This is a genomic window from Ruegeria sp. SATB027, assembly GCF_059613825.1.
The window spans coordinates 29,493-53,788 of record NZ_JBXWTH010000031.1; the positions used below are offsets into that span (position 1 = coordinate 29,493).

20 protein-coding genes are annotated in these 24,296 nt (G+C 58.1%); 5 read left to right on the top strand and 15 right to left on the bottom strand.

Annotated elements, in window-relative coordinates:
• Positions 1-76 precede the first annotated feature (76 nt).
• On the top strand, positions 77-1,654 hold the full coding sequence (locus tag AC2FPW_RS07315; RefSeq protein ID WP_496813033.1) for a bifunctional metallophosphatase/5'-nucleotidase: 1,578 nt from the start codon (positions 77-79) through the stop codon (positions 1,652-1,654).
• 63 nt (positions 1,655-1,717) lie between these two features.
• On the opposite strand, the gene AC2FPW_RS07320 is transcribed toward AC2FPW_RS07315, so the two are convergent.
• Positions 1,718-3,370, bottom strand: a complete 1,653-nt coding sequence (locus tag AC2FPW_RS07320; protein ID WP_496813035.1) for a tetratricopeptide repeat-containing sulfotransferase family protein — start codon at positions 3,368-3,370, stop codon at positions 1,718-1,720.
• A gap of 55 nt (positions 3,371-3,425) precedes the next feature.
• Between AC2FPW_RS07320 and AC2FPW_RS07325 the strand changes: the two genes are divergently transcribed.
• Entirely contained in the window at positions 3,426-4,091 is a 666-nt protein-coding gene (locus tag AC2FPW_RS07325) for an SOS response-associated peptidase (protein WP_480485180.1), read from the top strand.
• A gap of 37 nt (positions 4,092-4,128) precedes the next feature.
• A complete protein-coding gene (gene mnmH, locus AC2FPW_RS07330; RefSeq protein ID WP_496813036.1) occupies positions 4,129-5,181 on the top strand; it encodes a tRNA 2-selenouridine(34) synthase MnmH in 1,053 nt (350 codons plus the stop codon).
• On the opposite strand, the gene selD is transcribed toward mnmH, so the two are convergent.
• From selD to AC2FPW_RS07365, 7 genes are read right to left on the bottom strand one after another with little or no spacing between them, the layout of a single operon-like run.
• Entirely contained in the window at positions 5,172-7,331 is a 2,160-nt protein-coding gene (selD, locus tag AC2FPW_RS07335; protein WP_496813038.1) for a selenide, water dikinase SelD, read from the bottom strand. The two genes, mnmH and selD, sit on opposite strands and share 10 nt — an antisense overlap.
• Positions 7,332-7,336: 5 nt before the next feature.
• Positions 7,337-7,723, bottom strand: a complete 387-nt coding sequence (locus tag AC2FPW_RS07340; RefSeq protein WP_267365960.1) for a Na+/H+ antiporter subunit G — start codon at positions 7,721-7,723, stop codon at positions 7,337-7,339.
• Positions 7,724-7,730: 7 nt separating this feature from the next.
• Positions 7,731-8,000 carry a K+/H+ antiporter subunit F gene (locus tag AC2FPW_RS07345; protein ID WP_209503286.1) on the bottom strand — a complete coding sequence of 90 codons (270 nt, stop codon included), beginning with the start codon at positions 7,998-8,000 and terminating at the stop codon, positions 7,731-7,733.
• The gene (locus tag AC2FPW_RS07350; RefSeq protein WP_496813039.1) at positions 7,997-8,494 is read right to left on the bottom strand and encodes a Na+/H+ antiporter subunit E; all 498 of its coding nucleotides are present in this window, start codon (positions 8,492-8,494) and stop codon (positions 7,997-7,999) included. The genes AC2FPW_RS07345 and AC2FPW_RS07350 overlap by 4 nt, the downstream gene beginning before the upstream one ends.
• Complete coding sequence (locus tag AC2FPW_RS07355) at positions 8,494-10,038, bottom strand: monovalent cation/H+ antiporter subunit D (protein WP_496813041.1); 1,545 nt, start codon at positions 10,036-10,038, stop codon at positions 8,494-8,496. The genes AC2FPW_RS07350 and AC2FPW_RS07355 overlap by 1 nt, the downstream gene beginning before the upstream one ends.
• A complete protein-coding gene (locus AC2FPW_RS07360) occupies positions 10,035-10,394 on the bottom strand; it encodes a Na+/H+ antiporter subunit C (RefSeq protein WP_209503290.1) in 360 nt (119 codons plus the stop codon). The genes AC2FPW_RS07355 and AC2FPW_RS07360 overlap by 4 nt, the downstream gene beginning before the upstream one ends.
• Positions 10,394-13,264 carry a monovalent cation/H+ antiporter subunit A gene (locus AC2FPW_RS07365; protein WP_267365957.1) on the bottom strand — a complete coding sequence of 957 codons (2,871 nt, stop codon included), beginning with the start codon at positions 13,262-13,264 and terminating at the stop codon, positions 10,394-10,396. Before AC2FPW_RS07365 ends, AC2FPW_RS07360 begins: the two co-directional genes overlap by 1 nt.
• Positions 13,265-13,486: 222 nt before the next feature.
• Between AC2FPW_RS07365 and AC2FPW_RS07370 the strand changes: the two genes are divergently transcribed.
• The gene (locus tag AC2FPW_RS07370) at positions 13,487-13,960 is read left to right on the top strand and encodes a rhodanese-like domain-containing protein (RefSeq protein ID WP_480485185.1); all 474 of its coding nucleotides are present in this window, start codon (positions 13,487-13,489) and stop codon (positions 13,958-13,960) included.
• Positions 13,957-14,781 (top strand): CE1 family esterase, encoded by an 825-nt coding sequence (locus tag AC2FPW_RS07375; protein WP_496813042.1) that lies wholly within the window; start codon positions 13,957-13,959, stop codon positions 14,779-14,781. The genes AC2FPW_RS07370 and AC2FPW_RS07375 overlap by 4 nt, the downstream gene beginning before the upstream one ends.
• Here the strand turns inward: AC2FPW_RS07375 and mdoH are convergent, their stop codons facing one another.
• From mdoH to AC2FPW_RS07410, 7 genes are all read right to left on the bottom strand, one after another.
• Positions 14,782-16,653, bottom strand: coding sequence for a glucans biosynthesis glucosyltransferase MdoH (gene mdoH, locus AC2FPW_RS07380; RefSeq protein WP_496813093.1), 1,872 nt, complete (start codon positions 16,651-16,653; stop codon positions 14,782-14,784).
• Positions 16,650-18,149: an OpgD/OpgG family glucan biosynthesis protein gene (locus tag AC2FPW_RS07385; RefSeq protein ID WP_496813044.1), complete on the bottom strand. Its 1,500-nt coding sequence runs from the start codon at positions 18,147-18,149 to the stop codon at positions 16,650-16,652. Before AC2FPW_RS07385 ends, mdoH begins: the two co-directional genes overlap by 4 nt.
• Complete coding sequence (locus AC2FPW_RS07390; protein ID WP_496813046.1) at positions 18,146-19,363, bottom strand: OpgC family protein; 1,218 nt, start codon at positions 19,361-19,363, stop codon at positions 18,146-18,148. The genes AC2FPW_RS07385 and AC2FPW_RS07390 overlap by 4 nt, the downstream gene beginning before the upstream one ends.
• 28 nt (positions 19,364-19,391) lie before the next feature.
• Positions 19,392-20,762, bottom strand: a complete 1,371-nt coding sequence (locus tag AC2FPW_RS07395; RefSeq protein WP_496813047.1) for a tetratricopeptide repeat protein — start codon at positions 20,760-20,762, stop codon at positions 19,392-19,394.
• A 179-nt stretch (positions 20,763-20,941) separates the two neighbouring features.
• Positions 20,942-22,126 carry a CaiB/BaiF CoA transferase family protein gene (locus tag AC2FPW_RS07400; RefSeq protein ID WP_496813048.1) on the bottom strand — a complete coding sequence of 395 codons (1,185 nt, stop codon included), beginning with the start codon at positions 22,124-22,126 and terminating at the stop codon, positions 20,942-20,944.
• Complete coding sequence (locus AC2FPW_RS07405; RefSeq protein ID WP_496813049.1) at positions 22,113-23,732, bottom strand: thiamine pyrophosphate-binding protein; 1,620 nt, start codon at positions 23,730-23,732, stop codon at positions 22,113-22,115. The genes AC2FPW_RS07400 and AC2FPW_RS07405 overlap by 14 nt, the downstream gene beginning before the upstream one ends.
• A gap of 79 nt (positions 23,733-23,811) precedes the next feature.
• Entirely contained in the window at positions 23,812-24,270 is a 459-nt protein-coding gene (locus AC2FPW_RS07410; protein WP_496813050.1) for a DUF302 domain-containing protein, read from the bottom strand.
• Between the last annotated feature and the right edge of the window lie 26 nt (positions 24,271-24,296).

A 24,296-nucleotide genomic window follows, 5' to 3' on the forward strand; every position in this document is an offset into this window, starting at 1 on the left:
TCAAGCTGGATTTCTCCTTTGACTCTCGGTCGACATAAGCGCACGATCCCCGGCAATAATAACAGGGAGTTCCAAGATGTTGACCCGATTTTTAACTTCGGTCGCGGTGGTGGGCCTGACGGCGGGTGCCGCAGCAGCCGATTACAAGCTGACAATTCTGCACACCAACGATTTCCATTCGCGCTTTGAGCCGATCAACAAATACGACAGCGGTTGCGGTGAGGAAGACAATGCAGAAGGCAAATGCTTTGGCGGATCGGCGCGCCTAGTAACGGCAGTTTCCGACGCGCGCGCACGGGCAGAAAATTCGATTCTGGTGGATGGGGGTGACCAGTTCCAGGGGTCCCTTTTCTATACCTATTACAAGGGCAAGGTCGCAGCCGAGTTCATGAACAAGCTGGGCTATAATGCCATGACCGTCGGCAACCACGAGTTTGATGACGGCCCCGAAGTGTTGCGGGGGTTCATCGACTCGGTCGACTTCCCGGTCCTGATGTCCAACGCCGATATTCACGACGAAGAGCTTTTGACCGACAGGATCAAGAAATCGACCGTTATCGAAGTAGGCGGCGAGAAGATCGGCTTGATCGGCCTGACCCCAATCGACACGGATGAGCTTGCCTCGCCCGGCCCCAATGTCACGTTCTCGGACCCGGTACCAGCTGTGCAGGCCGAAGTCGATAAACTGACAGGTGAGGGTGTCAACAAGATCATCGTTCTCAGCCATTCCGGCTATGGCGTCGATCAGCGTGTCGCGCAAGAGACGACTGGTGTTGACGTGATCGTCGGCGGGCATTCGAACACGTATCTTTCGAATGTGTCGGATAAGGCGGCAGGTCCGTACCCAACAGTGGTAAACGGCGTACAGATCGTTCAGGCCTATGCCTATGGCAAGTTTCTGGGCGAATTGAACGTCACTTTTGATGACGATGGCAAAGTGGTCGAGGCAGCTGGCGAGCCTTTGATCATGGACAACGCAGTGACCGAGGATCAGGCCGCGCTGGACCGGATTGCGGAACTAGCGGTGCCTTTGGATGAAATCCGCAACAAGGTTGTTGCAAGCGCTGCAGAAGCCATTGAAGGGGATCGCTCAATTTGCCGCGTGCAGGAATGCCAGATGGGTAACCTGGTTGCCGATGCGATGCTGGCGCGTGTGGCGGATCAGGGCGTTCAGATTGCCATTGCCAACTCGGGTGGGTTGCGGGCTTCTATCGATCCCGGTGATGTGACCATGGGCGAGGTTCTGACGGTGTTGCCTTTCCAGAATACACTGTCGACCTTTGAAATCAGCGGACAGGGTGTCATTGACGCACTCGAAAATGGCGTAAGTCAGGTGGAAGAAGTGAAAGGCCGTTTTCCGCAAGTCGCCGGTCTTAGCTTTACCTGGGACCCAAGCGTGGCACCGAACGAGGGGCGCGTCAGCGAGGTGATGATTGTCGAGGGTGACGGTTTTATTCCGATCGACCCGAACAAGACCTACCTGGTCGTCACCAACAACTACGTCCGCAACGGCGGTGACGGGTACAAGATGTTCGAAGGCGATGACAAGAACGCCTATGACTTCGGCCCGGACCTTGCGGATGTCACCGCGGAATACCTGGCGGAAAATGCGCCCTATCAGCCCTATGTAGACGGGCGTATCAAACAGAAGTAACTCGGTTTACGACAAAGACAAAAGCCGCATCCCTGTGATGCGGCTTTTTTGTTTGGGAACGGATCAGCTGAAATCATATTCCGGCCAGAGTTTCGGATCGAACCCGTCCAGCATCGGTTTGATGTGCTCAGCAACCCCGCGCCAGCCGCCGATAGACTTGGTCGAGATCTTGTTGCGCACCTGATCGATGCTTGCCGTACGTACCTGTTTGGTGTTTTTCTCGGGGTGCATCATCGTTTCGGTCCACTCCAAATCGCAGAACGCAGCGACCTGCTGGCTGTAGGTTTTCGGGTCGGCCACCAGTTCTTCGTAAGGTACCGTCAGAATACGATTTCCGAACACGGTATCCCAATGCGCCATATAACGACGATACATATTTGCCGAATGGGCGATGGCTTGCATATTCGAGGCATAGCGCATTCCGCCCGCAGGAAAACATCTGATCCATTTGGACAATCCAACATCACGCGGATCGCGCAGCATGTTGATAATCTTTGCCTTTGGGAAGGCAGACAGCAGGAATCCAATACGTTGATAATTGTGCGGCATCTTGTCGACAAAGGCGACAGAGTCGCCCGGAATGGGCGGCATCAATTCGAGGAATTCCCGCGCAAGCTCGGACGCTTTGACAGCGTCATACTTCTGGCCTTTTTTCTCATGCTCACGCGACAGATCGGCCCCCAAAGTCAGTTCGCCGCAACCGGAAATTCCGGGGGCTGAACTCAGCATCATCTCCATCAATGTCGTGCCCGAGCGGGGTTGACCCAGTACAAAGATCGGTGTTGGCCCTTCGGCAAAGCCAGACTCTGGTGCATCGGAATCGACAGGGAACAAGCTGGTGATCCGGAACAGTTTTTCCTCTTCATCCGCCGGGACATAGGGGTTGCCTTGGTGCTGAATTTCATTGGCCCGCGCATAATGCGGCATGGCGGCATTCAACCCGTCTAACTTTGAAATCAAATGCGCCTTGGCGAACTGGAGTTCCAGCTTATCATCTCCCTTTTCGGAGATGGCTTTATTAACGGCTTCCAGCAGCTCCGGAGCTTCTTCTGTGGTTGCAATTGCCGATAATTGCAGCAAAGCCGACATATGTTCGGGTTCGTTTTGAAGAACGCGCCTCAGTATTGCTTTGGACTCGTTCTTTTCACCCGTTTGGTGAAGGTTTACAGACTTAATAAGGGCAATCTTTGTGTTCTCGGGGTCCAACTCGTAGGCGCGGGCGACATCCCGCGAGTTTTCATCGTCAAAGCCGATATTGGCGTAAGCTCTGGCACGTTTTGCAAGAAGGTCCACATTGTCTGGATCGCTCTCCAGCTTCTTGCTCGCATGTTCGATCATCATGCGCCAATTGGTGCCTTTGAGGTGAATTTCATCCAGCACGCGGTTCAATTCCTGGTTGTTGGGGAATTGCTCCAGCTTTTGTTCGGTATAGTCCAGGGCTTTGGGAATTTGCCCGGTCTGCATCAACGCATTCGCCAGGTTTTCGACAAACTGCAGGTCGTCCGGTTTCATCCGCGAGGCTTCAACAAAATGCGGAATTGATTTCTTGTATTGCTTCATCTCGGTCAAAACAAAGCCGGCGATGGCATGATAATCCGAGTCTTTTGGGAATTTCTTGACACCCAGCTGGGCCTTTTTCAAAGCTTGCGGCAGCTTGCCTGCTTCCAGAAGCGCCAGTGCTTTGCTCTTGAGGGATTGCGTTGTCTGGTATTCCATGTGATCCCGTGAGATCCTGTGCCTGTATCAAGAATGTATCGGTGGTTCACTACCCATGTGCGGACGGTTTGCAATAACTCTTCCCAACGACGCAATGGCGCAGCTGTTTTCAGCGCGCCCGGCAAATGCGCTACCTGTGGTGCCGAATTTCAATGTTTGTCCGACAAATCAGGTACATGTCGTGCGTAGCGGCGAAACAGGCCGCCATCTGGATGCGCTGCGCTGGGGATTTCTGCCACATTGGTACAAGACCGAAACGGCGGGGCCGTTGCTGATCAACGCCCGGGCCGAGACCCTGGCGGACAAGCCCGCCTTTCGCGATGCCTGCCGGACGCGCCGCTGCCTGATCATAGCGACTGGGTTCTATGAATGGACAAAAACCAAACAGGGAACGCGCCTGCCTTGGTATATCCACCGTCAGGACAAAGCTCCTATTGCCTTTGCCGGGGTCTGGCAGGACTGGGGCCCTGAAAGCGAACGGCAGGGCACCTGTGCTATCGTGACGACGGCTGCCAACAAATGGCTTGAGGTCATCCATCAGCGAATGCCCTTGATCGTAGAACCCAATGACTGGCCATTGTGGTTGGGTGAAGCCGGAAAAGGGGCCGCGCGGCTGATGCAGCCGGGGAACGAGGATGTGTTGACCTTCCACCGGGTCGGGCCTGCGGTGAACTCGAACCGGGCCAGCGGGCCAGAGCTGATCGAACCTTGTGACGCGTGACCTTTTCTTTGGAAACGCGGCAAGCTAGACCTTCGGCATGGCTCTGAAATTTCCTGACCTGACCCAACTTTACGCGCACGGCTATGATACCGTGATCGACGTTCGCAGCCCTGCCGAGTTTGCCGAAGATCATCTGCCGGGTGCAATAAACCTGCCTGTGCTGAACAACGAGGAACGCGCCCGGGTCGGAACCATTTACGTACAGGAAAGCCCCTTTCTGGCGCGCAAGCTGGGTGCTGCTTTGGTGTTCCGCAATGCAGCCAATCACATCGAACATCACCTCAGCCATCATGACGGAGCGTGGCGCCCCTTGGTCTATTGTTGGCGCGGTGGACAGCGTTCCGGATCATTCACTTGGATGTTACAGCAAATTGGCTGGCGCGCCGAAGTGGTCGATGGCGGCTATCGTACCTACCGTCGATTGGTGAACGCTTATTTGTACGATGATCCTTTGCCACATCGGCTAATCGCGCTGGATGGTTACACGGGCACCGCAAAGACCGATCTTTTGGCTTTGTTGCAGGCACGAGGCGTACAGGTTCTGGACCTTGAAGCGCTGGCCAACCATCGCGGGTCCTTGCTGGGCGAAAGGCCGGGGGGGCAGCCCAGTCAGAAGGGGTTTGAATCTGCCCTGTCCGCTGCGCTGTGTTCAATGGATCCGGCGCGTCCAGTCGTGGTCGAAGCGGAATCATCCAAAATTGGCAGCTTGATCCTGCCGCCCAGCCTTTGGAACGCGTTGTGCAAGGCTCCGCGTGTGAACATTACGGCTTCAATTGAAGCCCGTTCTGCCTATCTGGTTCGGGCTTATGACGACATTCTGTCTGACAGTGACCGATTGCGGGACCGGTTGTCACCGCTGCGGTTCCATCGCGGGCATGAGGTCGTGGACGGATGGCTGCGATTGATTGATGCGGGTCAAAAACAGGCGCTGACACGGGCCTTGATGGAACAGCATTATGATCCCGCATACACCAAATCCCGGCAATCCCGCCCGGTGCAGGTATTGGCCAGTCTTGATGTGGAAACTTTGGACAACACGGGGCTGAGCAACGCGGCCGCGCAAATTGAAAGCCTGCTGGATCAGCTTTGAAGGCGCAAACCCGGTGTGTCGGTCAGCTGGCCAATGATCATTGCCGGATAATCCGCGTCCAGAAGATCTTGCAGAAGGGTTTCGGCGTCCTTCGCATTCACGGCGGCCAGCAAACCCCCGGCTGTTTGCGGGTCAAAAAGCAGCGCCGCCTTGCCCCCGGACGGAAGATCGGGCGCAATCGCGTTGTTGTCGGCAAAAATCGTTGACCGGACCCCCTGATCCGTCAGCGCAAGCGCGCCGTCCATCACCTTTACCGCGTCCAGATCAAGCGTAGCGCCGCAAAGCGATGCGTCGCAGATGCCTTGCAGATGCCCGGCCAGACCAAACCCGGTCACGTCGGTCATCGCATGGGCGTTGGCCAAAATGCGGGCTGCATCGCCCTGGGGCTGTGTCATATGTTTGTAGGCTGCCGCGACCCAGGCCCCTTCGGCAAGACCAGCCATTTCCGCCGCCATCAGAACACCGCTTCCCAAGGGCTTGGTCAGGATCAGGCGATCCCCCGGCTGACCACCCGCCAATGTAATCGGGATAGCCTTGCACAGGCCAGTCAGCGTGAAACCGACAGTCATCTCATCGCCCATTGAGCTGTGCCCGCCCACGATTTCCGCGCCCGCAGCCCGCATGACGTCACTCGCGACTGACATGATTTCGGACATTGTGCGGCTTTGCAGGGCGGCAGACATGCGCGGCAGGATGATTGTTGCCGTGGCCGCCTGAGGTGCGGCCCCCATGGCCCAGATATCCCCCAGGGCGTGAACGGCAGCGATCCGCGTCATAAGTGCGGGATCGTAGGTGAAAGCCCGCAGGTGGTCAGACGTCATGACTTGCTGCGCCCCGCCTGTTTGCAAAAGCGCGGCATCGTCGCCGGGTAGGGCGGTGATGTCGGTACGAGTAGGGGCTGGGAGGGATTTAAGGGCGAGTTGCAATGCGTCGCGCCCGACCTTTGCTCCACATCCGCCGCACATGGGCTTTTCACCCAAAACCTCATCAAGCCCGGCTGCCCGGTCGCGTGGCAGGGCGGGCGGTGTCATTTGCGGCAGGTCGCGAAACTTGTTCATAAAGGTCTGGTCGATATGGTTCTTCCATGTCCACATCAATGGGCCACTGAACGATGTTCCCAAACGCTCGGCCAGTGCTGACTTGCCACCCAGTGAGATCAGTTTGAGATAATCTTTTTGCGGTGTGTATTTTCGCATCTGTCCCGCGCCGAGCGCTGCGCGAAGATTATCGTACAAAACCGGCGCTTCGCGCACCGCATAGACACCAGCCTTCGGTCTGGGGTTGTCCGTAAGATGGGCGCAATCCCCGGCGGCAAACACAGCCGGATCACTGGATTGCAGGTAGCCGTTCACGCGGATGTATCCGTCCTGAAGGTCAAGCCCTGTGTTTGCGATCCAGTCATAGGCACGGGCTCCGGCGGCACCGGTCACGAAACTAGCCGGAATTGTGCGCCCGTCCTTTAGTTCCACGTGATCCTGCCCGATCCGGGTGATCACCGCGTTTTCGATCACTTCCACACCAAGGTTATGCATTGCAATCCGGATTGTTGCTGCCGCCTTGGGTTTGGTTGCAGTCAGGGCCGAGGCACTATCGATCAGGGTAATCTGTGCCGCCCGCCCCCTGGCCTTCAACGCGTGCGCCATCGCCATGACCAGTTCGACGCCCGCGACGCCGCCACCGATCACAGCGACCGAGGCCGGGCCTTGTCCATTTAGATACTCGGCCCATTTCGCAGCAAAAGGTCCCAGCGGCTTGGCTGGCACTGCATGTTCCGCAAAGCCCGGCAGGGCGGGCATGTCCGACGTGATCCCCACATTGACCGATGCCACGTCGAAGCCTACCGGAGGATGCCCAGGGACGTGCACTTCGTGTGTTGCGGTCTCGATGCCATTGACCGTGCCCAAGATCACCCGCGCGCCTGCGAAACGGGCCAGTCTGACAAGATCGATATCCAGCTCCCACCGGTCGTAATGTCCGGCGACATATCCGGGTAACATCCCGGAATAGGGGGCGGTGGGGCCGGGGTTGATCACGGTTACCCGCGCGCCGGGCAAAGGGCTCATTCCCCATTTGCGCAGCAGCAGAGCATGGGTGTGGCCGCCGCCAATTAAAACCAGATCACGGGTCAGGGGCAGCGGAGATGTGTGCATTTGTGTTAATTCGCGCTGTGGTCCGGAACATCCTCGACCTGCTCGACCGCGTGGGTGGCCCAAAGCTCATCCTCGCCAGCATCGGGCAGGTCGCTGGGCAGTTCATGACGATGAATGTGCCATTTTGCAATGAACAGGGCCGTGATCGGAGCCGTTAGGAATAAAAACAGCGTGATCAGAAGCTCGTGCAGCGACAGTTTGCCTTCCAGCAGAACGGAATGGGTGATCGAAGCCAGCAACACCCCACCCACGCCTAAAGTTGTCGCCTTGGTCGGCGCGTGAAGGCGGGACATTGGATCATTTAGCTTGATCATGCCGAAGGACCCGACAAACCCAAAGATACCCGAGACTATCAGGAAAACGGCGATCAGCAGCTCTGCAATGAATGTCATATCGCCCTCATTCGATGATGTTGCCGCGCAGCATGAAGCGCGCATATGCCACGGTCGAGACGAAACCCAGCATCGCGATGATCATGGCCGCTTCAAAGAAAATCTCGGTCCCTTTCGATAGGCCATAAAGGATCATTAGGGCAATCGTATTGATGACCATCGTATCCAGAGCCAGAACCCGGGTCCCAACGCCGTCTGCGGTGATGATCCGCCACAGACACATCATGATCGCCGCGCCGAAACAGGCAAATGCAAAGTAGATTGCGTATTCGATCATTCGAAAATCTCCTTCAGGCGACGTTCATAGCGCTGCTTGATTTCGTCGCGCACCTGATCTGGGTTCGGCGCGTCCAGGCAATGAACCAGCAGATTGTGCCCCTGTGCCGACAGGTCGCAACTGACGGTGCCGGGCGTCATCGTGATGGTCCCGGCCAGCACGGTTATGGCTTCGGGTGTCCGAAGCTCCAGCGGAATGCTAATCCAGTTGGGCCGCCGGTCTTCATTGCGTTTGAACAGAACGATCCGGGCCACCGTAATATTTGCAACGACAATATCCCATAGCACGACGATCACGTATTCCGCGACCATTGGCCAGTTGCGCAGCTTGGGCCGGTCGGGCCAGTAAGGTTGTGTGACAAAGGGAATGATGATCCCGAGGATCAGGCCAAAGACCAGAGAATTCAGTGACGGCTTGTTCGCCAGCAGGATCCAGACGATCGTCAACAGAATGGTCAGGTGTGGGTGCGGAAATATCCGGTGCAGCAGTTTCATCACTCGGCCCCTCCCAATACAGCAGAGATGTAGTTTTCAGGCGTAAACAGCTGCTCTGCGGTTTGGCTTGTATATTCCAGCGCTGGGCCCGCGAACAATGTCAGCAGGATCAGGCCGGCTACGGCGCCAAACACGGCAGTAAAGGCCAGACCGGGTTGTGGTTCAGGTGCGACCGGTGCGGGGGCAGCTTCATTTTCCGCTGGTTCAGCTATCGGAACAGCCTGAGTGTCATAGCTTTTCCAGAAAATCAAAGTTCCGGCTCGGGCCAAGCCAATTATTGTGACGAATGAGCTGATCAGAATCACGGCCCAGACCGTCGTGGCATCCGAAGCATCGCGCGAGGCGTCCAGCACAAGCAGCTTGCCTATAAAGCCGGACAAGGGCGGCATTCCCGCCATCGCAATCGCCCCCACGAAGAACAGTGCAGACACCAGCCCGCTTTGCGGCATGGGTGGCGTTGGTGCGATGGCCCCGCCGCGCCGCGCCATCACCAGATCGGCAACCAGGAACAGCAGGGCTGTCGCCAGCGTCGAATGAAAGACATAGTACAGCGCCGCAGCTGTCGCATCAGGCGTGAATTGCGAGATCGCAATCAACAGGGTGCCCATGGATGCAATCGCGCAGAACGCCACCATGCGGGCGATATGTTTTGACCCCAGAATGCCGATAGCCCCGACAGCCAATGTGACAAGTGCAGCAGGTTGCAACCACTCACCCACCAGACCTTCTGTCGCTGCGACATCGGGGCCAAAGGCCAATGTGAACATCCGCAGAATCGAGTAAGCCCCGACCTTGGTCATGATTGCAAACAGGGCCGCGACGGGCATTGGCGCATTGGCATAGCTGGCAGGTAGCCAGAAATGCAGGGGCAGAACGGCGGCCTTGATGCAAAAGACCAGCAACAAAAGGACTGCGCCAACCCGCAACAATGCCGTATCCTCGGTCGGGATTTCGGCAACCCTTATGGCGATATCCGCCATGTTCAGTGTCCCGGTCACGCCATAGATCGTGCCCAACGCAAACAGGAACAAAGTCGATCCCAACAGGTTGTAAGCCACATATTGCACACCCGCCTTCAATCGCACCGCACCGCCACCATGGGTCATCAGGCCATAAGAGGCGATCAGCAGAACTTCGAAAAACACGAAAAGGTTAAAGGCATCTCCGGTCAGGAATGCGCCGCAGACACCCATAAGCTGAAAATGGAACAGGGCGTGGAAGTGTTTGCCCCGATCATCCCAGCCTGTTGCAATGGCATAAAGCACAATCGGCAAGGCAAGCAGAGCTGTCAGCAAAACCATCATAGCTGACATTCGATCCAGTACCATGACAATGCCAAACGGGGCGGGCCAGTTTCCAAGCTCGTAAACCTGAATATCTCCGCCCGAAGCCTGCGCCGTGATTGTCAGCGCAATTCCAAGCAAGGCCACAACACCGGCGACCGAAAAGATGCGCTGCAGATCCAGATGGTATCGCAGGACCATGATGCTAAACGGAGCCAGGATCGCGGGCAGGACGATCGGCGCAACGATCCAGTGGTTCATGCGTCTTCTCCTGCTGCGTCCACGCTGTCCTGCGCTGTCATGTCGATATGGTCATCCTTGGAGGACAGGTACGCGCTGAGCGAGATCATCACGATCACCGCGGTCATTCCAAAGGAAATCACAATTGCGGTCAGCACCAGCGCCTGTGGCAGAGGATCGGTGTAAGCGACGTCCTTGTATTTGTTCAGAACCGGGGGGGCGTTCAGCGCAAGACGCCCGGTCGCGAACAGGAACACGTTGACCGCGTAAGTGATCAGCGACAGGCCCAGAATGACAGGGAACGTCCGGCGGCGCAGGATCAGGAATATTCCGGCAGCGGTCAATATACCGACGGCAGAGGCTACGAGCGCTTCCATCAGGCCTGCTCCTTCTCTTGTTCTTGTTCCGGTGGAGAGTCCCGCAGGGGATTGATATCCATCGGGAATTCCTGTGCCATTCCGGGCTGCCACGCAAAGCGGGACAGGCTGTCGAGTGCCAGCATGACCGCACCCAGAACCGCAAGGAACACGCCCGTGTCAAACAGCATGGCGGTGGCCCATTCGAATTCCTCAAGCGGGGGCCAGTGGAGATAGCCAAAATCACTGGTCAGGAAGGGGCGTTCATTGAACCAGGCCCCCAGACCCGTGGCCGCAGCGATCAGCACGCCCCAGCCAATGGTGCCGTGGTAATAAAACCGCTGCCGCTCAATCGCCCAAGTATAGCCGCTGGCCATGTATTGCATCAGATAGGCGATGGCGACGATCAGCCCGGCGATAAATCCGCCGCCAGGCTGGTTGTGCCCACGGAAGAAAATATAGGCTCCGACCATCAGCGCAATCGGCATCATCACGCGGGTCGCCACAACCATCATCAGCGGGTGTGAATCACCGGACTGTGGCCAGTGCGGTTTGCGATTCAGCAGGTAACTGCGGACATTGGTGCTTAGCACGGATTCCGTCAGCGCAAAGATAATCAGCGCGGCAATGCCCAGCACGATGATCTCGCCAAACGTATCAAAACCCCGGAAGTCGACCAGGATCACGTTGACCACATTGGTGCCGCCACCGCCCTTATAGGAATTGGCCAGATGGAATTCTGAAATCGTTGGAAATGCAAAATCGCGCATCATCATCGCGTAGACCAGCGCGCCTGTGCCAAGACCGGCAACGACGGAAATCGCGGCATCCCGCCATCGTCGCGCTGCGCTGCTGTCCCATGGCGTCTCGGTCGGCAGGAAGTTCAGCGACAGCAGCAACAAGATCATCGTTACCACCTCGACTGAGATTTGCGTCAGGGCAAGGTCCGGAGCGGAAAGATAGTTGAACGCGATGGAAACGATCAGGCCCACGACGCCGATCAACACCAGCGACAACAGGCGGTTCCGGTGGAACCACATGATACCAAGCGTTGCGCCCACCAGACAAATCCAGCCGATGATCGGAATGATCTGCGCTGGCAGCGGAACGCGGGTTTCCACGCCGATGGTTCCTGTCGAATAGGCGTAATAACCAAGGCCCACGGTGAAAGCGACGAAGATGATCGCATAGCGGCTGAGAACACCGTTATGCATCTCATCGGTTATCCAGCGGCTTAATCTGGTCAGCGCGTCGATGATAGCCTCAAAGATTACCTTGGCCTCGGGCCGGGGCAGGGCATTCCAGACCTGCTCGCCGCGTTTGTGCAGCGCCAGCAGGAAAAGGCCGCCCAATGTCGCAACAACCGACATGTAAAGTGCGGGCGTGAAGCCATGCCACAGTTTGAGCGAGTAATACGGCAGCTTCTCGCCGCCTATAACCGCGCTGGAAACCACGGCGATCAGGGGGCCAACGATCGCGGCGGAATTCAGGCCGATCAGGACGACCAGTACAACCAGCAGTGCGGGTGCCAGCCACAGCCCGACAGGCGGGTCATGCGGATGGCTGGGATAGTCTTCTCGCTTGGGTCCAAGGAAAACATGGCTGACGAAGCGGAAAGAATAAGCGGCCGAGAACAGCGCTGCTAAAAGTGCCAGCCCCGGAACCAGATAATGTGAATGCAACCAAGTGGTGTGAACGGTCTCTTCCAGCATCATCTCTTTCGACAAAAAGCCGTTCAGCGGCGGCAGACCCGCCATGGACAGGGCTGCGATGGTGCCGATGGTGAAGGTGATCGGCATCAGGTGACGCAGACCACCCAGCCGTTTCAGGTTCCGCGTTCCAGTTTCGTGATCCACGATCCCGGCGGTCATGAACAGGGCAGCCTTGAAGGTCGCATGGTTGATGATGTGGAAAATGGCGGCCACGGCGGCAATTTTGGTGCCAAAGCCCAGCAGCATGGTGATCAGGCCCAGATGGGATACGGTCGAAAAGGCCAGCAGCGCCTTTAGATCATCCTTGAACAGCGCGATGACCGCACCCAGCAGCATGGTGATCAGACCAGTCGTGGCCACGATGTAGAACCACGCATCTGTTCCTGCCAGAACAGGCCACATCCGCGCCATCAGGAACAGACCGGCCTTCACCATGGTGGCCGAGTGCAGATAGGCGGACACCGGCGTCGGCGCGGCCATGGCATGGGGCAGCCAGAAGTGAAACGGGAACTGTGCCGACTTGGTGAAGGCACCCAGCAGGATCAGGATCAATGCCGGCAGGTAGTAGGGGGACGCCTGGATCAGCTCCTTGTTCTGCAAAATGACACTCAGGTCATAGGATCCAACGATATTGCCGAGGATCAGCATCCCGGCGATCATCGCCAACCCGCCCGAGCCGGTGACGGCCAAAGCCATGCGCGCGCCCTGACGGCCATCGGGCAGGTGTTTCCAATAGCCGATCAGCAAGAATGAGCTGAGCGATGTAAGTTCCCAGAAAACAATCAAAAGTAGGATATTGTCGGACAGGACAATACCAACCATCGCCCCCTGAAACAGCAGCAGATAGGTATAGAACTGCCCCATCGGATCTTCGCGCGACAGGTAGAACCGTGCGTAGAGGATGATGAGCAATCCAATGCCAAGGATCAGCAAGGCGAAAAGAAATCCCAGCCCGTCCAGCATGAAATTCGCGTTCAGGCCCAACCTTGGTATCCAGTCAAACCGGGCAGTCACGACGTCTCCGCGCATGACCGAAGGGATGTGGATCAGCAGCCCCATCAGGGCCAGAAATGTGGTCAACCCGGCTGCGGATGCGGCGGCATTTCGGCCCGCGCGGATCAGCAGTGCGGGAAATACAGCACCAAGGAAGGGAAGGGCCGCAATAAGGAATAGGGACAAGTGCGATACTCCGGTCTGGGCGGTCAGGGTGAGGTCAATTTTGTAAGGATATTTTGCCGACTGTCCAGAGATGGCAACGTTTTTGCGGGGCTCCAACGGATCACCAAGGCGTTGGCGGCGCTGCGCATTAATGACGCGATCTTGATCTGCGAGCTGTGTTTCACCGCGCAACTTGCTGTCTGGTTGTGCTAGAACCAGCATCAGCGAACAGGAGGCTGAGGCGTGGCCGAAAAAACGAACCGATCCCGACGGTGGCTATTGATTGGTGGCGGTGCCGCGATTGCTGCGGGGTTTGCGATCAGGCAATACAGACTGATCCCTGAAGATCACAGCGGTGGCCGGATCAGTGTGGCCGACGCCCATGAGCAGGCCGCGGACGGGCGCGTTCTGCTGGTTGATATCCGCACACCGCGCGAGTGGCGCGCCTCAGGAATAGGCGAGGGCGCGGTACCGCTGGACATGCGCCGCGAGGATTTCGTCGACGTTCTGACACAAATGACCGGCGGTGATCAGGCTGCGCCCGTGGCGCTGATCTGCGCCCGAGGGGTGCGGTCCGCGCGCCTCAGCAATCGTTTGATTGAAGCCGGATTCACAAATATCATCGACGTACCCGAGGGTATGTTGGGCTCGGCGGCCGGGCCGGGATGGGTAAGGACCGGTTTACCGGTCCGTAAATACAGTGAGGATGCAGGATGATCAGGGAAATCAGCCTGGCAACAGTATTTGCCTTCAGCGCGCAGTTGGCCTTGGCGGATTGTGCTGATCAAGGGGAAATTTGCGAAACATCCTTGGGCGCGTATCATATCGAATTGCCCGATGCGGAAAACCCGCCATTGGTGGTGTTTCTGCACGGGTATGGCGGCAGTGGATCGGGCACGATGCGAAATCGCGGGATGGTCGAACCTCTGCTGGCGCGGGGGTATGCTGTGATGGCACCGGAAGGTTCGGAAAGGCCCAACCGGGGCGGCAGAAAAAGCTGGAACTTTATTCCTGGATTTGGCGAACGGGATGAAACCGCCTTTCTGTCCGAAGTGGTTCAGGACGCGGAAAACCGGTTTGGAATCAATGCGGACCGGGTCATGCTGGGCGGGTTTTCGGCTGGTGGCTTTATGGTCAACTATCTCGCCTGCAAGGCGCCCGAGACATTTTCGGCATATGTTCCGGTGTCCGGAGGATTCTGGCGGCCACACCCGGAAACTTGCAAGGGTCCGATCCGGATGTTTCATACCCATGGCTGGACGGACAACGTGGTACCGCTTGAGGGGCGCGTACTGGGCGGTGGCCGGTTTCAGCAGGGCGATATCTATGCCGGGTTCGAAATCTGGCGCGAGGCAAATGGCTGCGTCGATCACAAACCGGCCGGCTTTAGCACAACGGGGAATTTCATGCGCCGCCGCTGGACCACCTGTGCCAAAGGCAGCGCGCTGGAGTTTGCCTTGTTCCCGGGCGGTCATACAGTTCCAGCCGGTTGGGCTGATATGGTCGTGGATTGGTACGAAGGGCTTCCCGGCAGCTGATCACTCTGCCGGGGTCATCTTGATCTTGCCTTCAACCAATTGCTTCAGCTCGGCCCGGTAACGCCGGGCCGACCGGGTGATGGCAGGTTCGCGGAAATCCTCGCGCATTCCGACCATCCGGCGTGCGGCACCGGCCGAAACACCGCTGAGTGCCGATAGCGGAATGGCAAGGGCGAGACTGATGGCAATCGGAGCCAGCCAGATCGAGACCAGCCCGGACAGGATACCAACACTCAAGGCTATGCCACTGACGGTTTCCAATGCGTGACACAGGATCAGCGTGCGCAATCCGTAACTGCCACCGTCGCGTGCTTGCGGCGACCAGCCCCGCTGAATGCCAAGCGCTGTCCGGAAAACGGCGATCATCTGTTGCACCATCAGGATCGGTGCATACAGGATCGACAGAATGACCTCGGCCAGAAACGAGGTCAGGAACTTGAGGCCGCCTCCGAACTCGGAATAACGCACACCGCTTAGCGGCAAAGCCAGAACTCCCAGCACCTTGGGTGCCAGCAGCATTGCATACATCACGAGAATGATCAGAACGTGCCGGGTTTCCGACATTTCCGGCCATTGCGGGAACAGCGGATTATCGGGGCTGAAGTAATGCAGGACAGAGGCGTCTTTGCCCTGACCGATCAGTGCCCACATCAACAGTAGCGCAAACCACAACGGTGACATCAGGTATCCTACGGCACCGTGGAACATGTGAAAACGCGAGACGGCCCGGAATCCAGTCGAGCCCAGCAGTTTCAGGTGTTGCAGGTTGCCCTGGCACCAACGCCGATCCCGCATCGCATGATCAATCAGTGTGGGGGGCGTTTCCTCGTAAGATCCCCGAATGCGCGGCAGGAACCGCACCGCCCATCCGGCACGGCGCAGCAATCCAGCCTCGACGAAATCATGGCTCATGATCAGCTTGTCCTGACCGTTGAACGCACGCAGCTTGGGCAGTCCGGCACTGGTGGCGAAAGCCTTGGTGCGGATTATGGCGTTGTGGCCCCAATAATTGCCCTCTTGCCCGCACCAGCGCGCCAACCCTTCGGCAAAGGCGATGCCATAGACCCCATTGGCGAATTGTTGCATCCGGGCAAATACCGATTGCGCGCCGATCAGTTGCGGATAGCTCTGGATCAGCCCGGCACCGGGATCACGCGCCAGCGCATCGGTTAGCCGATGTATGGCGCGACCGGTCATAAGGCTGTCCGCATCCAGAACCAGCATCGCGTCCCAGTCTGCGCCCCAGCGACTGACCCAGTCGGCGATGTTACCCACCTTGCGGTCGGTGTTCTGCTCGCGGCGGCGGTAATACAACTCCAGCCCCGGGGCGAGCGTGGTGCGCAGGGCTTCGACGCTGGCTTGTTCCTGTGCCGCGATTTCAGGGTCGCGAGTGTCGGACAGGATGAACATGGCATAGTGATGCTGCCCACCGCGTGCCTGCAAATCTTCAAGCATGGTGCGGGCGTTGCCCAGCACGTTCCATGGCACTTCGTTGTATACCGGTGTCAAAAGGGCCACGCGCAGGGGCTGTGCTGTGCGCTTGCGCTGCGGACGATCCTGTCGCGACAGCGAAACCATACCCAGCAGAACGGTGCAGACCGTGAACGAAATCCAGAAGAAGTTGAACGAGATTAGCGCCAACAGGATGCCCTCGATCAGATTGATCCCCTGGGCGCTGAACCAGTCGCTCATAATCCACAGCAGGCCCAATGTCGCCACCATCGCCGGTGAAAACGCAAGCGCGCGCCAAAATCCAGTCGCGCCCGTGTCTGTGCCCGACGGGGCATCGGCATCGTGGAATCCCACGCTGAAATTCTGCGCGGGCATCGCCAGAGGTGCTTCAGGCGGCATGATATGCAGATCGCGGTTCATATGGTCCATCGGTAAAGCCACACCTCAGAGGCGGGCTGTTTGTCTTTCAGCAGTTGCGCGCGCAATTCGACATGATCGCGCCCATCAGGCTGGAACGAAAACGCCAGACGCAATCCACCCGTATCCGGGTTGCGTTGCAGAACACCGTCCGAGGTTTCGGCATGAGGGGAATCCACGAAGACACTGATCGCCTCGATATCATCGAACAAATCGCTGCCTTCGAAATCGATGACGGCCAAACGCCCCTCACCGAAGGTGTTTTCGCCCATGGCGGTGTTGGTCACCCGTGGCATCGGAGTGCGCTGAGGCTCCTCACCCCAGATCAGACGATAGGACAGGTCAACCCGACTGCCTGCCGCATAGGGCTCTGCCGGACGCCAATAGGCGACGATGTTGTCATAGATTTCCTGATCGGCCGGTATCTCGACCAGTGTAACGGTGCCATTGCCCCAGTCATCCCGAGGCTCGACCCACAGGCCCGGGCGCTTGTGATAATTCGCCTCAAGGTCGGCATAGTCCGAAAACTCGCGCTTGCGCTGCATCAGCCCGAAGCCGCGCGGGTTCTCGTCAACGAAAGACGATATTTGCAGGCGGGCCGGGTTTGCCAGTGGACGCCACAACACCTCGCCCGCGCCATTGCGGATCAACAGCCCGTCGCTGTCATGGACGGCCGGACGGAAATCGTCGAACCGGCTGTGGTTGGTCTGGTCGAACAGAAACATCGAGGTGCCCGGCGCGATACCTACATGAGGTAGGTCTTCGCGGGGAAACAGCGTGGCCTCGACGTCGATAATGCAATCCGCCCCCGCCGTGACATTGAAGCGATAGGCACCAGTCACGCTGGGACTGTCCATCAGCGCATGTACGACCATATTCCGATGGCCGGGCTTGGGGCGCTCCAGCCAGAAACGGATGAACTCAGGAAATTCCTCGCCATCCGGGTCGCCTGTTTTCAGGGCGAGACCGCGTGCCGACAGACCGTAGACCTCGTCCAGACCAATAGCGCGGAAATAGCTGGCACCCTGCCAGACGCAGAACTCATCCGTCTTGCCAGGGCGGTGCATCTCGGTCCGCAGCCGCAGGCCTGAAAAGCCCAGTGTCTCGTCGATGGGCAATTGCGGCACATCTTCGGATTTGTCGAACATCCCCAGATCGAAATCGACTGGTGTTGTCATGCCATTTTCGACCGTTTCCACCTTGACGGTCCGGGGGAAATACAGGCCCGGTGTGAAGAAATCGACGTTGAATGGCGTTTCGGTTTCGTACCACAACGCCCGGTCCAGTCGAAAACGGATCGAGCGATATTGTTCGTAAGTCAGATCCTGCCATTCTTGGGGAACCATTTCGCGTTCCGCATAGGGGCGGCTGGCCAGTTCGCGGGCCAGTTCGATCACGTGGTCGCGGTCAAAGGGGACTGCGCCCCCGGTCGCATAGGCCGATGGGGCAAAGGCCAAGGCAGTCGTCGAGACTAGGAATGCGCGACGGGTGAAATTCATCTCTTCAATTTCCAGGGTTGAGACTTGAACCAAGCTGCCAGATAGGCCACGCCGATGATCATGGCAAAGCCAATTATGTTGGCGACAAAGACGGTGGCAACATCCCGCCCAGCTTGATCGAGGGCAACGCCGATAAGTCGTGCTGCTGCCATGGAAAATACAAACACCGCAAGGGATTGCTGACCGACTTTGGTGATGACCGTCAGCAGGAATTGCCAGACGCGCGCGCCTATTCCGTGACCCGTCGCTATCAGGCGGTGACCATGTTCGCCTGCCGCGACCCAGCCCAGATAGGCCAGTGACAGAAAATGGACATATCGCAGCGCACCAAACTCGGTCTTGTCGCGCAATTCGTCGGTCAGTGGCCAGATCTTTCGGATCGCAGCGCCCAACTCAGGCGCAGCGCTGTTAACCCAGAGGAAGACCTTCCAAGATCCAAACGGAGCTGACAGGATCAGGAACAAGGCAGCCGCCCAGACCAGGGTTTTCGATACCGGTGGGGCGGGAATCCAGCCGCGCATCAAGGCAAATCCGGTGAAGAACAGCAATTGCCAGCCAAACGGGTTGAAAAACCATTGCCGATCCGACCAAGGCTCGGCCGGAAGGGCCAGCGCGCCGGTCTGAGTGATGCACCAGATGGTCACAGATGCAGCCGCCATCAGCCAGAAACTGACACGGTACAGCGCGATGTAGAGCGGCATCAGCGCCAGTACCACCAGATACATCGGAAGGATGTCAAAGTAGTTCGGTACATAAGTCAGGGTAAAGATCCCCACCATCTGCGGGGCGGGATCATTGAAGAAATGCTGAAGGTTCAGGGACGAGACATAGGTTTTCCCGAACGCGCCGGTCAGGTCCAGCGCTGCCATTGTCATGGCGACAAAGAAGAACAGGGCAATATGGGCCCAATAAACCTGCCAGATGCGATAGGCCACTCGGGCCGTGCCCATCCACCAGCCTTTGTGCAGGAACGCCCCGCCGAAGGCGATGGCCGAGGCCATGCCCGAACAGAACACGAAAATCTCGGTTGCGTCCGAATACCCAAAGCGCGCCGGGATCCAATTCGCCCAAGGATCATTGGGAATGTGGGCGATCAGGATGATGAACATCGCGATGCCGCGATAGAAATCCAGTCGCGGGTCACGCGTGCGAGCGGGGGCCGCAGCCGGGGCTGCGACGGGTGCAAAATCAGCAGCGGGCGATATGGTCGCCATACGGTCTCTGTCCTTCTTGGTCGTCTTGTTATTCGGCGGGGACGCTTTGCATGTCTCCGCCGTCGCGTGCCGCATCAATCAGGGCGCGGCGCGCGATGGCATAATTGTCTTCACCCCCGGCGCGCTTGGCGCGACGGTCATCCAGAATGCGTTCAACCGCATCAAGACGACCGGCCCGAAGCCCGGAATCGATGGTAATGCGTTCAAATACATCACGTTGCGCGTGACTGCCACCAGCCAGTTGCATTGAACCGCGCGCCGCCAACAGGTGATCAAATGCCGTGCCATAATGGCCGTCACCAAAGGCTTCAAGGCCCATGGCGGCCGCGACACCGGGATCAGCCATACGGCGGGTGGTGTCGTCATTGGCACGCGCTGCATCCTTGCTCATGCGGTTCAGCATTTTGGCTGTGGCGTCGACGCGATTGTCGCCTGTCAGCGCTAAAAGGTAATGCAGATCGGCGAAAATCAGGCAGCCGTCTTCGGTGCGCGCGGCACTCAGGTCAGCCAGTTCTTCCCAGCGATTTCCGACATTTACGCCTTCAAGTTCAAGCCGCATCAGAAGCGAAGTTCCGTTCGAGATGTCGCGGTAATCGTCGGTTTTGTCCTTGCGGACGTGGTTGTCATACAGGTCCATCACCTGATCGACCTGACCCAGATCCAGATGCATCAGGGCCTTGTGCCACCAGACGTGATAGCGGAAGTTGTTGCAATGGGCCCAGGCCGCCTCGCGCCCGGCCAGCCAGTCAAGGCCCAGCTGCGCGTTGCCGGTCATTTCATGGACATGGGCCACCGCGTGCAGACCCCAGGCATCGTCGGACACCATCCAAAGCGCCTGACGTCCCGCAATCTCGGCCTTTTCGTAGGCTCCGGTTTCTTCCAGCGCGAAGGAATGGCAGCCCAGCAGATAGCCCCGACCGGGGTGATCGGGTTCATAAGCAGGCATCACCCGTTCGATCGAGCGGCGCATTCCATCCGGATCCCCCAGAACGAAACGGGTCGCATGACTGAGTTTCATCGCCAACGTATCCTGCGGATGGTCGCGCAGGACCGCTTCGAACTTTTGCACCGCCTGTGTCAGTTGGCCCGCCAGATACAGCCCCAATGCATCGACAAACAGCCGCTCGCGCGTCGAGACGGGCTGCCGTTTCATCGCAGTATTGGCAGCCGCCAAAGCCTCGACCGCAACCGCCATCATCTCTCGTCGACCGAGAAGGGCCATGAACAGGCCTTTGACGGCATGGCCCAAAGCAAAATCGGGCTCAAGCTCCAACACTTTGCCCAGATGTTGGGGCGTAACCGCGGCATGTGCCATGAACCCAAGCAGAACACCATTCCAGGCTTCGACAGCTTCCGGCTGCGCCAAGGTGTTCATCTGTCCAAAAACGTCTTGTTTCATACTTGGGTCCAATCTGATTGCGGTATTTGACACTGTTTGATGTAACAGAGTGTGCGAGAGCGGCGTATCAGTATCGACCCCGCTCTCGAATTGGTGAAATGTCGTGTGTGAAAAAGTCGAAAAAATCCGCCGATTCAAAGGCATGTTTCAGCAACTTGCCGCCTAGTTGTGCAAGTGTTTCAATCGTCGAACGGGTTTTCAGCGTTTAATACCCAGTCAGTGTCCGCCCCGCAGGTGGGTGGCGCGCTGCGATATGTTACAGGCGTACGTGACAGGTTCAGGGGATTCCCGATCAGGTTCACCACACCGGGCTGGGCCTGCATCGAAATCTGCATATTTCGTGCTGCCACCTGTTCCGTATCAAAAACCTGATCCAGCGTCTGGACCGGACCTACGGGCACTTTCACGGCTTCAAGCCCGGAAATCACGGATCGCGTATCCAGACCTTGAACAGCGGGCCGTAGAATGGCGTTCAGCGCATCACGGTGTTCCAGTCGCGTCGGGTTGTTCGCGAATCTGGGGTCGTCGGAAAGTTCGGGTTGTCCCAGGAAACCGCAGAGCTTTCTGAACTGGCCATCATTTCCAACCGCCAGAATGACATGCCCATCGGATGTCTCGTAAACGTCATAAGGAACGATGTTGGGGTGCCCGTTTCCACGGCGTTGCGGAACGTCGCCTGAAGTCAGGTAATTGACGCCCTCGTTGATCAGCCATGCGATCTGAGAATCAACAAGTGCCAGATCGACCTGCTGGCCTTCACCGGTCAGGTCGCGGTGGCGCAGCGCGGCCAGAATGCCAACGCTTGCATACATTCCGCACATCACATCAGCGATGCCGACCCCCACTTTCATCGGCGCGCCCTCCTGGTCGCCGGTCAGGGACATGATCCCACCATAACCTTGCGCCATCAGGTCATAGCCGGGTTTGCTGGCGTTCGGCCCGGTTTGGCCGTAACCCGAAATCGAGCAGTAAACGAGGCTGGGGAACTCCTGCGACAGGGTGGCATAGTCCAGCCCGTATTTCGCCAGACCGCCGGGTTTGAAATTCTCAATCAGAATATCCGCGTGTGAGGCCAGCCGTCGGATTTCCGCCTGACCTTTCTCAGTCGCGATATCCAGCGCCACGGATTTCTTGTTTCGGTTCGCTGACATGAAATAGGCGCTCAGGTCCGAGCGGTTGCCGTCGGCATCGGTGACATAGGGCGGACCCCATTGCCGCGTGTCGTCGCCCCCGGTGGCAGGGTTTTCGATCTTGATGACGCTTGCGCCCAGATCACCCAGCAACTGCGTGCAGGTCGGCCCGGCCAGAATACGGCTGAGGTCCAGAACCTTGACGCCCTTCAGCGGGCCCTCAGATGCGGCCATCGTATCCTCCACGGTCGATTTCAGCGGCGATGACGGTAAATGTCTCGGCCTTTACAGCAGCTTCAAGTGCTGCACGCAACTCTGCCCGGTTGCGGACAGTGTGGCCGTTCCCACCAAATGCACGGCCCATGGCCGCGAAGTCATGGTGGCCGAAATCCACGCCATTCTTACCCATCTGCCGCTGCCGCTGTTTCAACTCGATAAGGGCAAGGCTGGCATCTACGAAGACAAGAAAGATCGGATTGCCGCCCATTTCAGCCGCCGTCGACAATTCCCCGGCGACCATCAGAAACCCGGCATCACCCGAAAAGCTGATCACCGGGCGGTCGGGCTCGGCCAGTTTCAGACCAATGGCCATTGGGACAGCACAGCCCATGGTGCAGAGCGCCGAGGATTGGATCAGCCCACGTTCCTCGCTGCAGTCCCACATCTGGCTCAGCAGAATGCGATGCGCGCCGCTGTCGGCGGTTGCGAGTGTTTCGGGGGGCATGGTAGCCCGCGTTTCGGCGATGACCGCTGCGGGTCCCCAGTCCTCATCGGTGGGAAAGGCCTGTGCCAGTGCGGTTTTGACCTGCGCGGGCTCACCACCCGGCCACGTTGCGCGGGCAGGGTTTCCCTTGGCAATGGCCTCAAGCGTCTCGCCCGTGTCGGCCACCAGATTAAGACCCGCCTGATGCATGTAGTGGTCATTGATCACCGCGGATATGTCGATGACGCGCTTTTCTTCGGGGTCCCAGATTTCGCGCCAGCCGGGGCGCATTTCGATCGGGTCATACCCCAGACACAGCACCAGATCGGCGTGTTCGACCAATGGGACAAGGTGCTTGTCTGCCAAAGGCGACAGGCCCGCGCCGCCCAAACACAAAGGGTGATCTTCGGGAACAACACCCTTGGCCTTGTAGGTGGTCACAAATGGAATTCCGAAATGTTCCAAAAACGCCTGCACCACACTGCGCGAGTCGTCATAGAGGACATCGAGACCGATAATGGCGATGGGGCGCTCGGCCTCAGCCACCCAGCGCCTGGCTTTTTCCAGGCATTCGCCATTGGGGCTGACAGGCGCGACCTTGGCCAGACGGCGGCGTTTCACACCCGTCACCGGCGTATCGGCGACCGAGATCGGAACATCGATATGGACCGGGCCCGGTCGCGGTTGCGTGGCCAGTGACACCGCCTTGTCTGCGATGATATCCGCGCCATTGGCCGTCAGTGTAAATGTGCCCTTGGTGATGGAACGGTAAACCTGGCTGTGGTCCATAACCTGATGGGTATAGGTCAGTGCTTCGTCCGCATCGACGCAACCGGTCAGAACGATCATCGGAACACGGTCCTGCAACGCATTGGCCACCACATTGATGCCGTTCATCGCGCCCGGACCCAAAGTGGCGACCAGAATCGCAGGCGCGCCGTCGCGGTGATGCACGGCCTCGGCCATGAATCCGGCCGAGTTTTCGTGCTTTGTCAGATGAAAGGCAATGCCCGCCTTTTCAAGCGCATCCACCAGTGTCAGCACCTCACCCCCCGGCATTCCAAAGGCGTGGCGGCACCCCGCTTCGTACAGGCGTTGGGCCAGAAGATCGGCGGCGCGCGGCGTGGGGTCCTGCATCAGTCATGCTCCGAGATAACCGTTTCGAAGCAGATTGCGGAGGACGCCACCAGACGCAAGGCGGATCACGTCAGTGTGACTATTTGACTGCGTCTTCAGCGACGGATTGAAAAGTTTTATCCAGTTCCGCGGCAATGTCCTGCAAGACTTGCCCGCCTTCCGCCATGTAAGGGTCAAACACGAAACTGGGGGTCTTGTAAGACAGGGTTGCGGTTCCGTCCTCGTTCTCGGTGACATAGAAACGGATCGGTGCTTCGATCATCGCATTGGTAGAGGTTTCCAGCACCCTTACGGCGTAATCGTTGTTGAACGCGCCAATCACCAGATTGCCCGGAATGGTGATCCCTCGTGCCGCAGCTGCCTTGGTGGGTCCAGCCTGCGTCACCACTATCAATCCGTTGTCCTTGATCGCAGCCTTGGTTGCATCGACCAGTTCCGAGTAGGTCTTGTCCGCAGGAAACACAGCCCATCCGGCCGGAACGTCCTGCGCCCAAGCGGGTAAAGCGATCAGGCAGAGCAAGGGAATGAGGGCTTTCATTGTTACGTCTCCTGTATTGAGGTGCA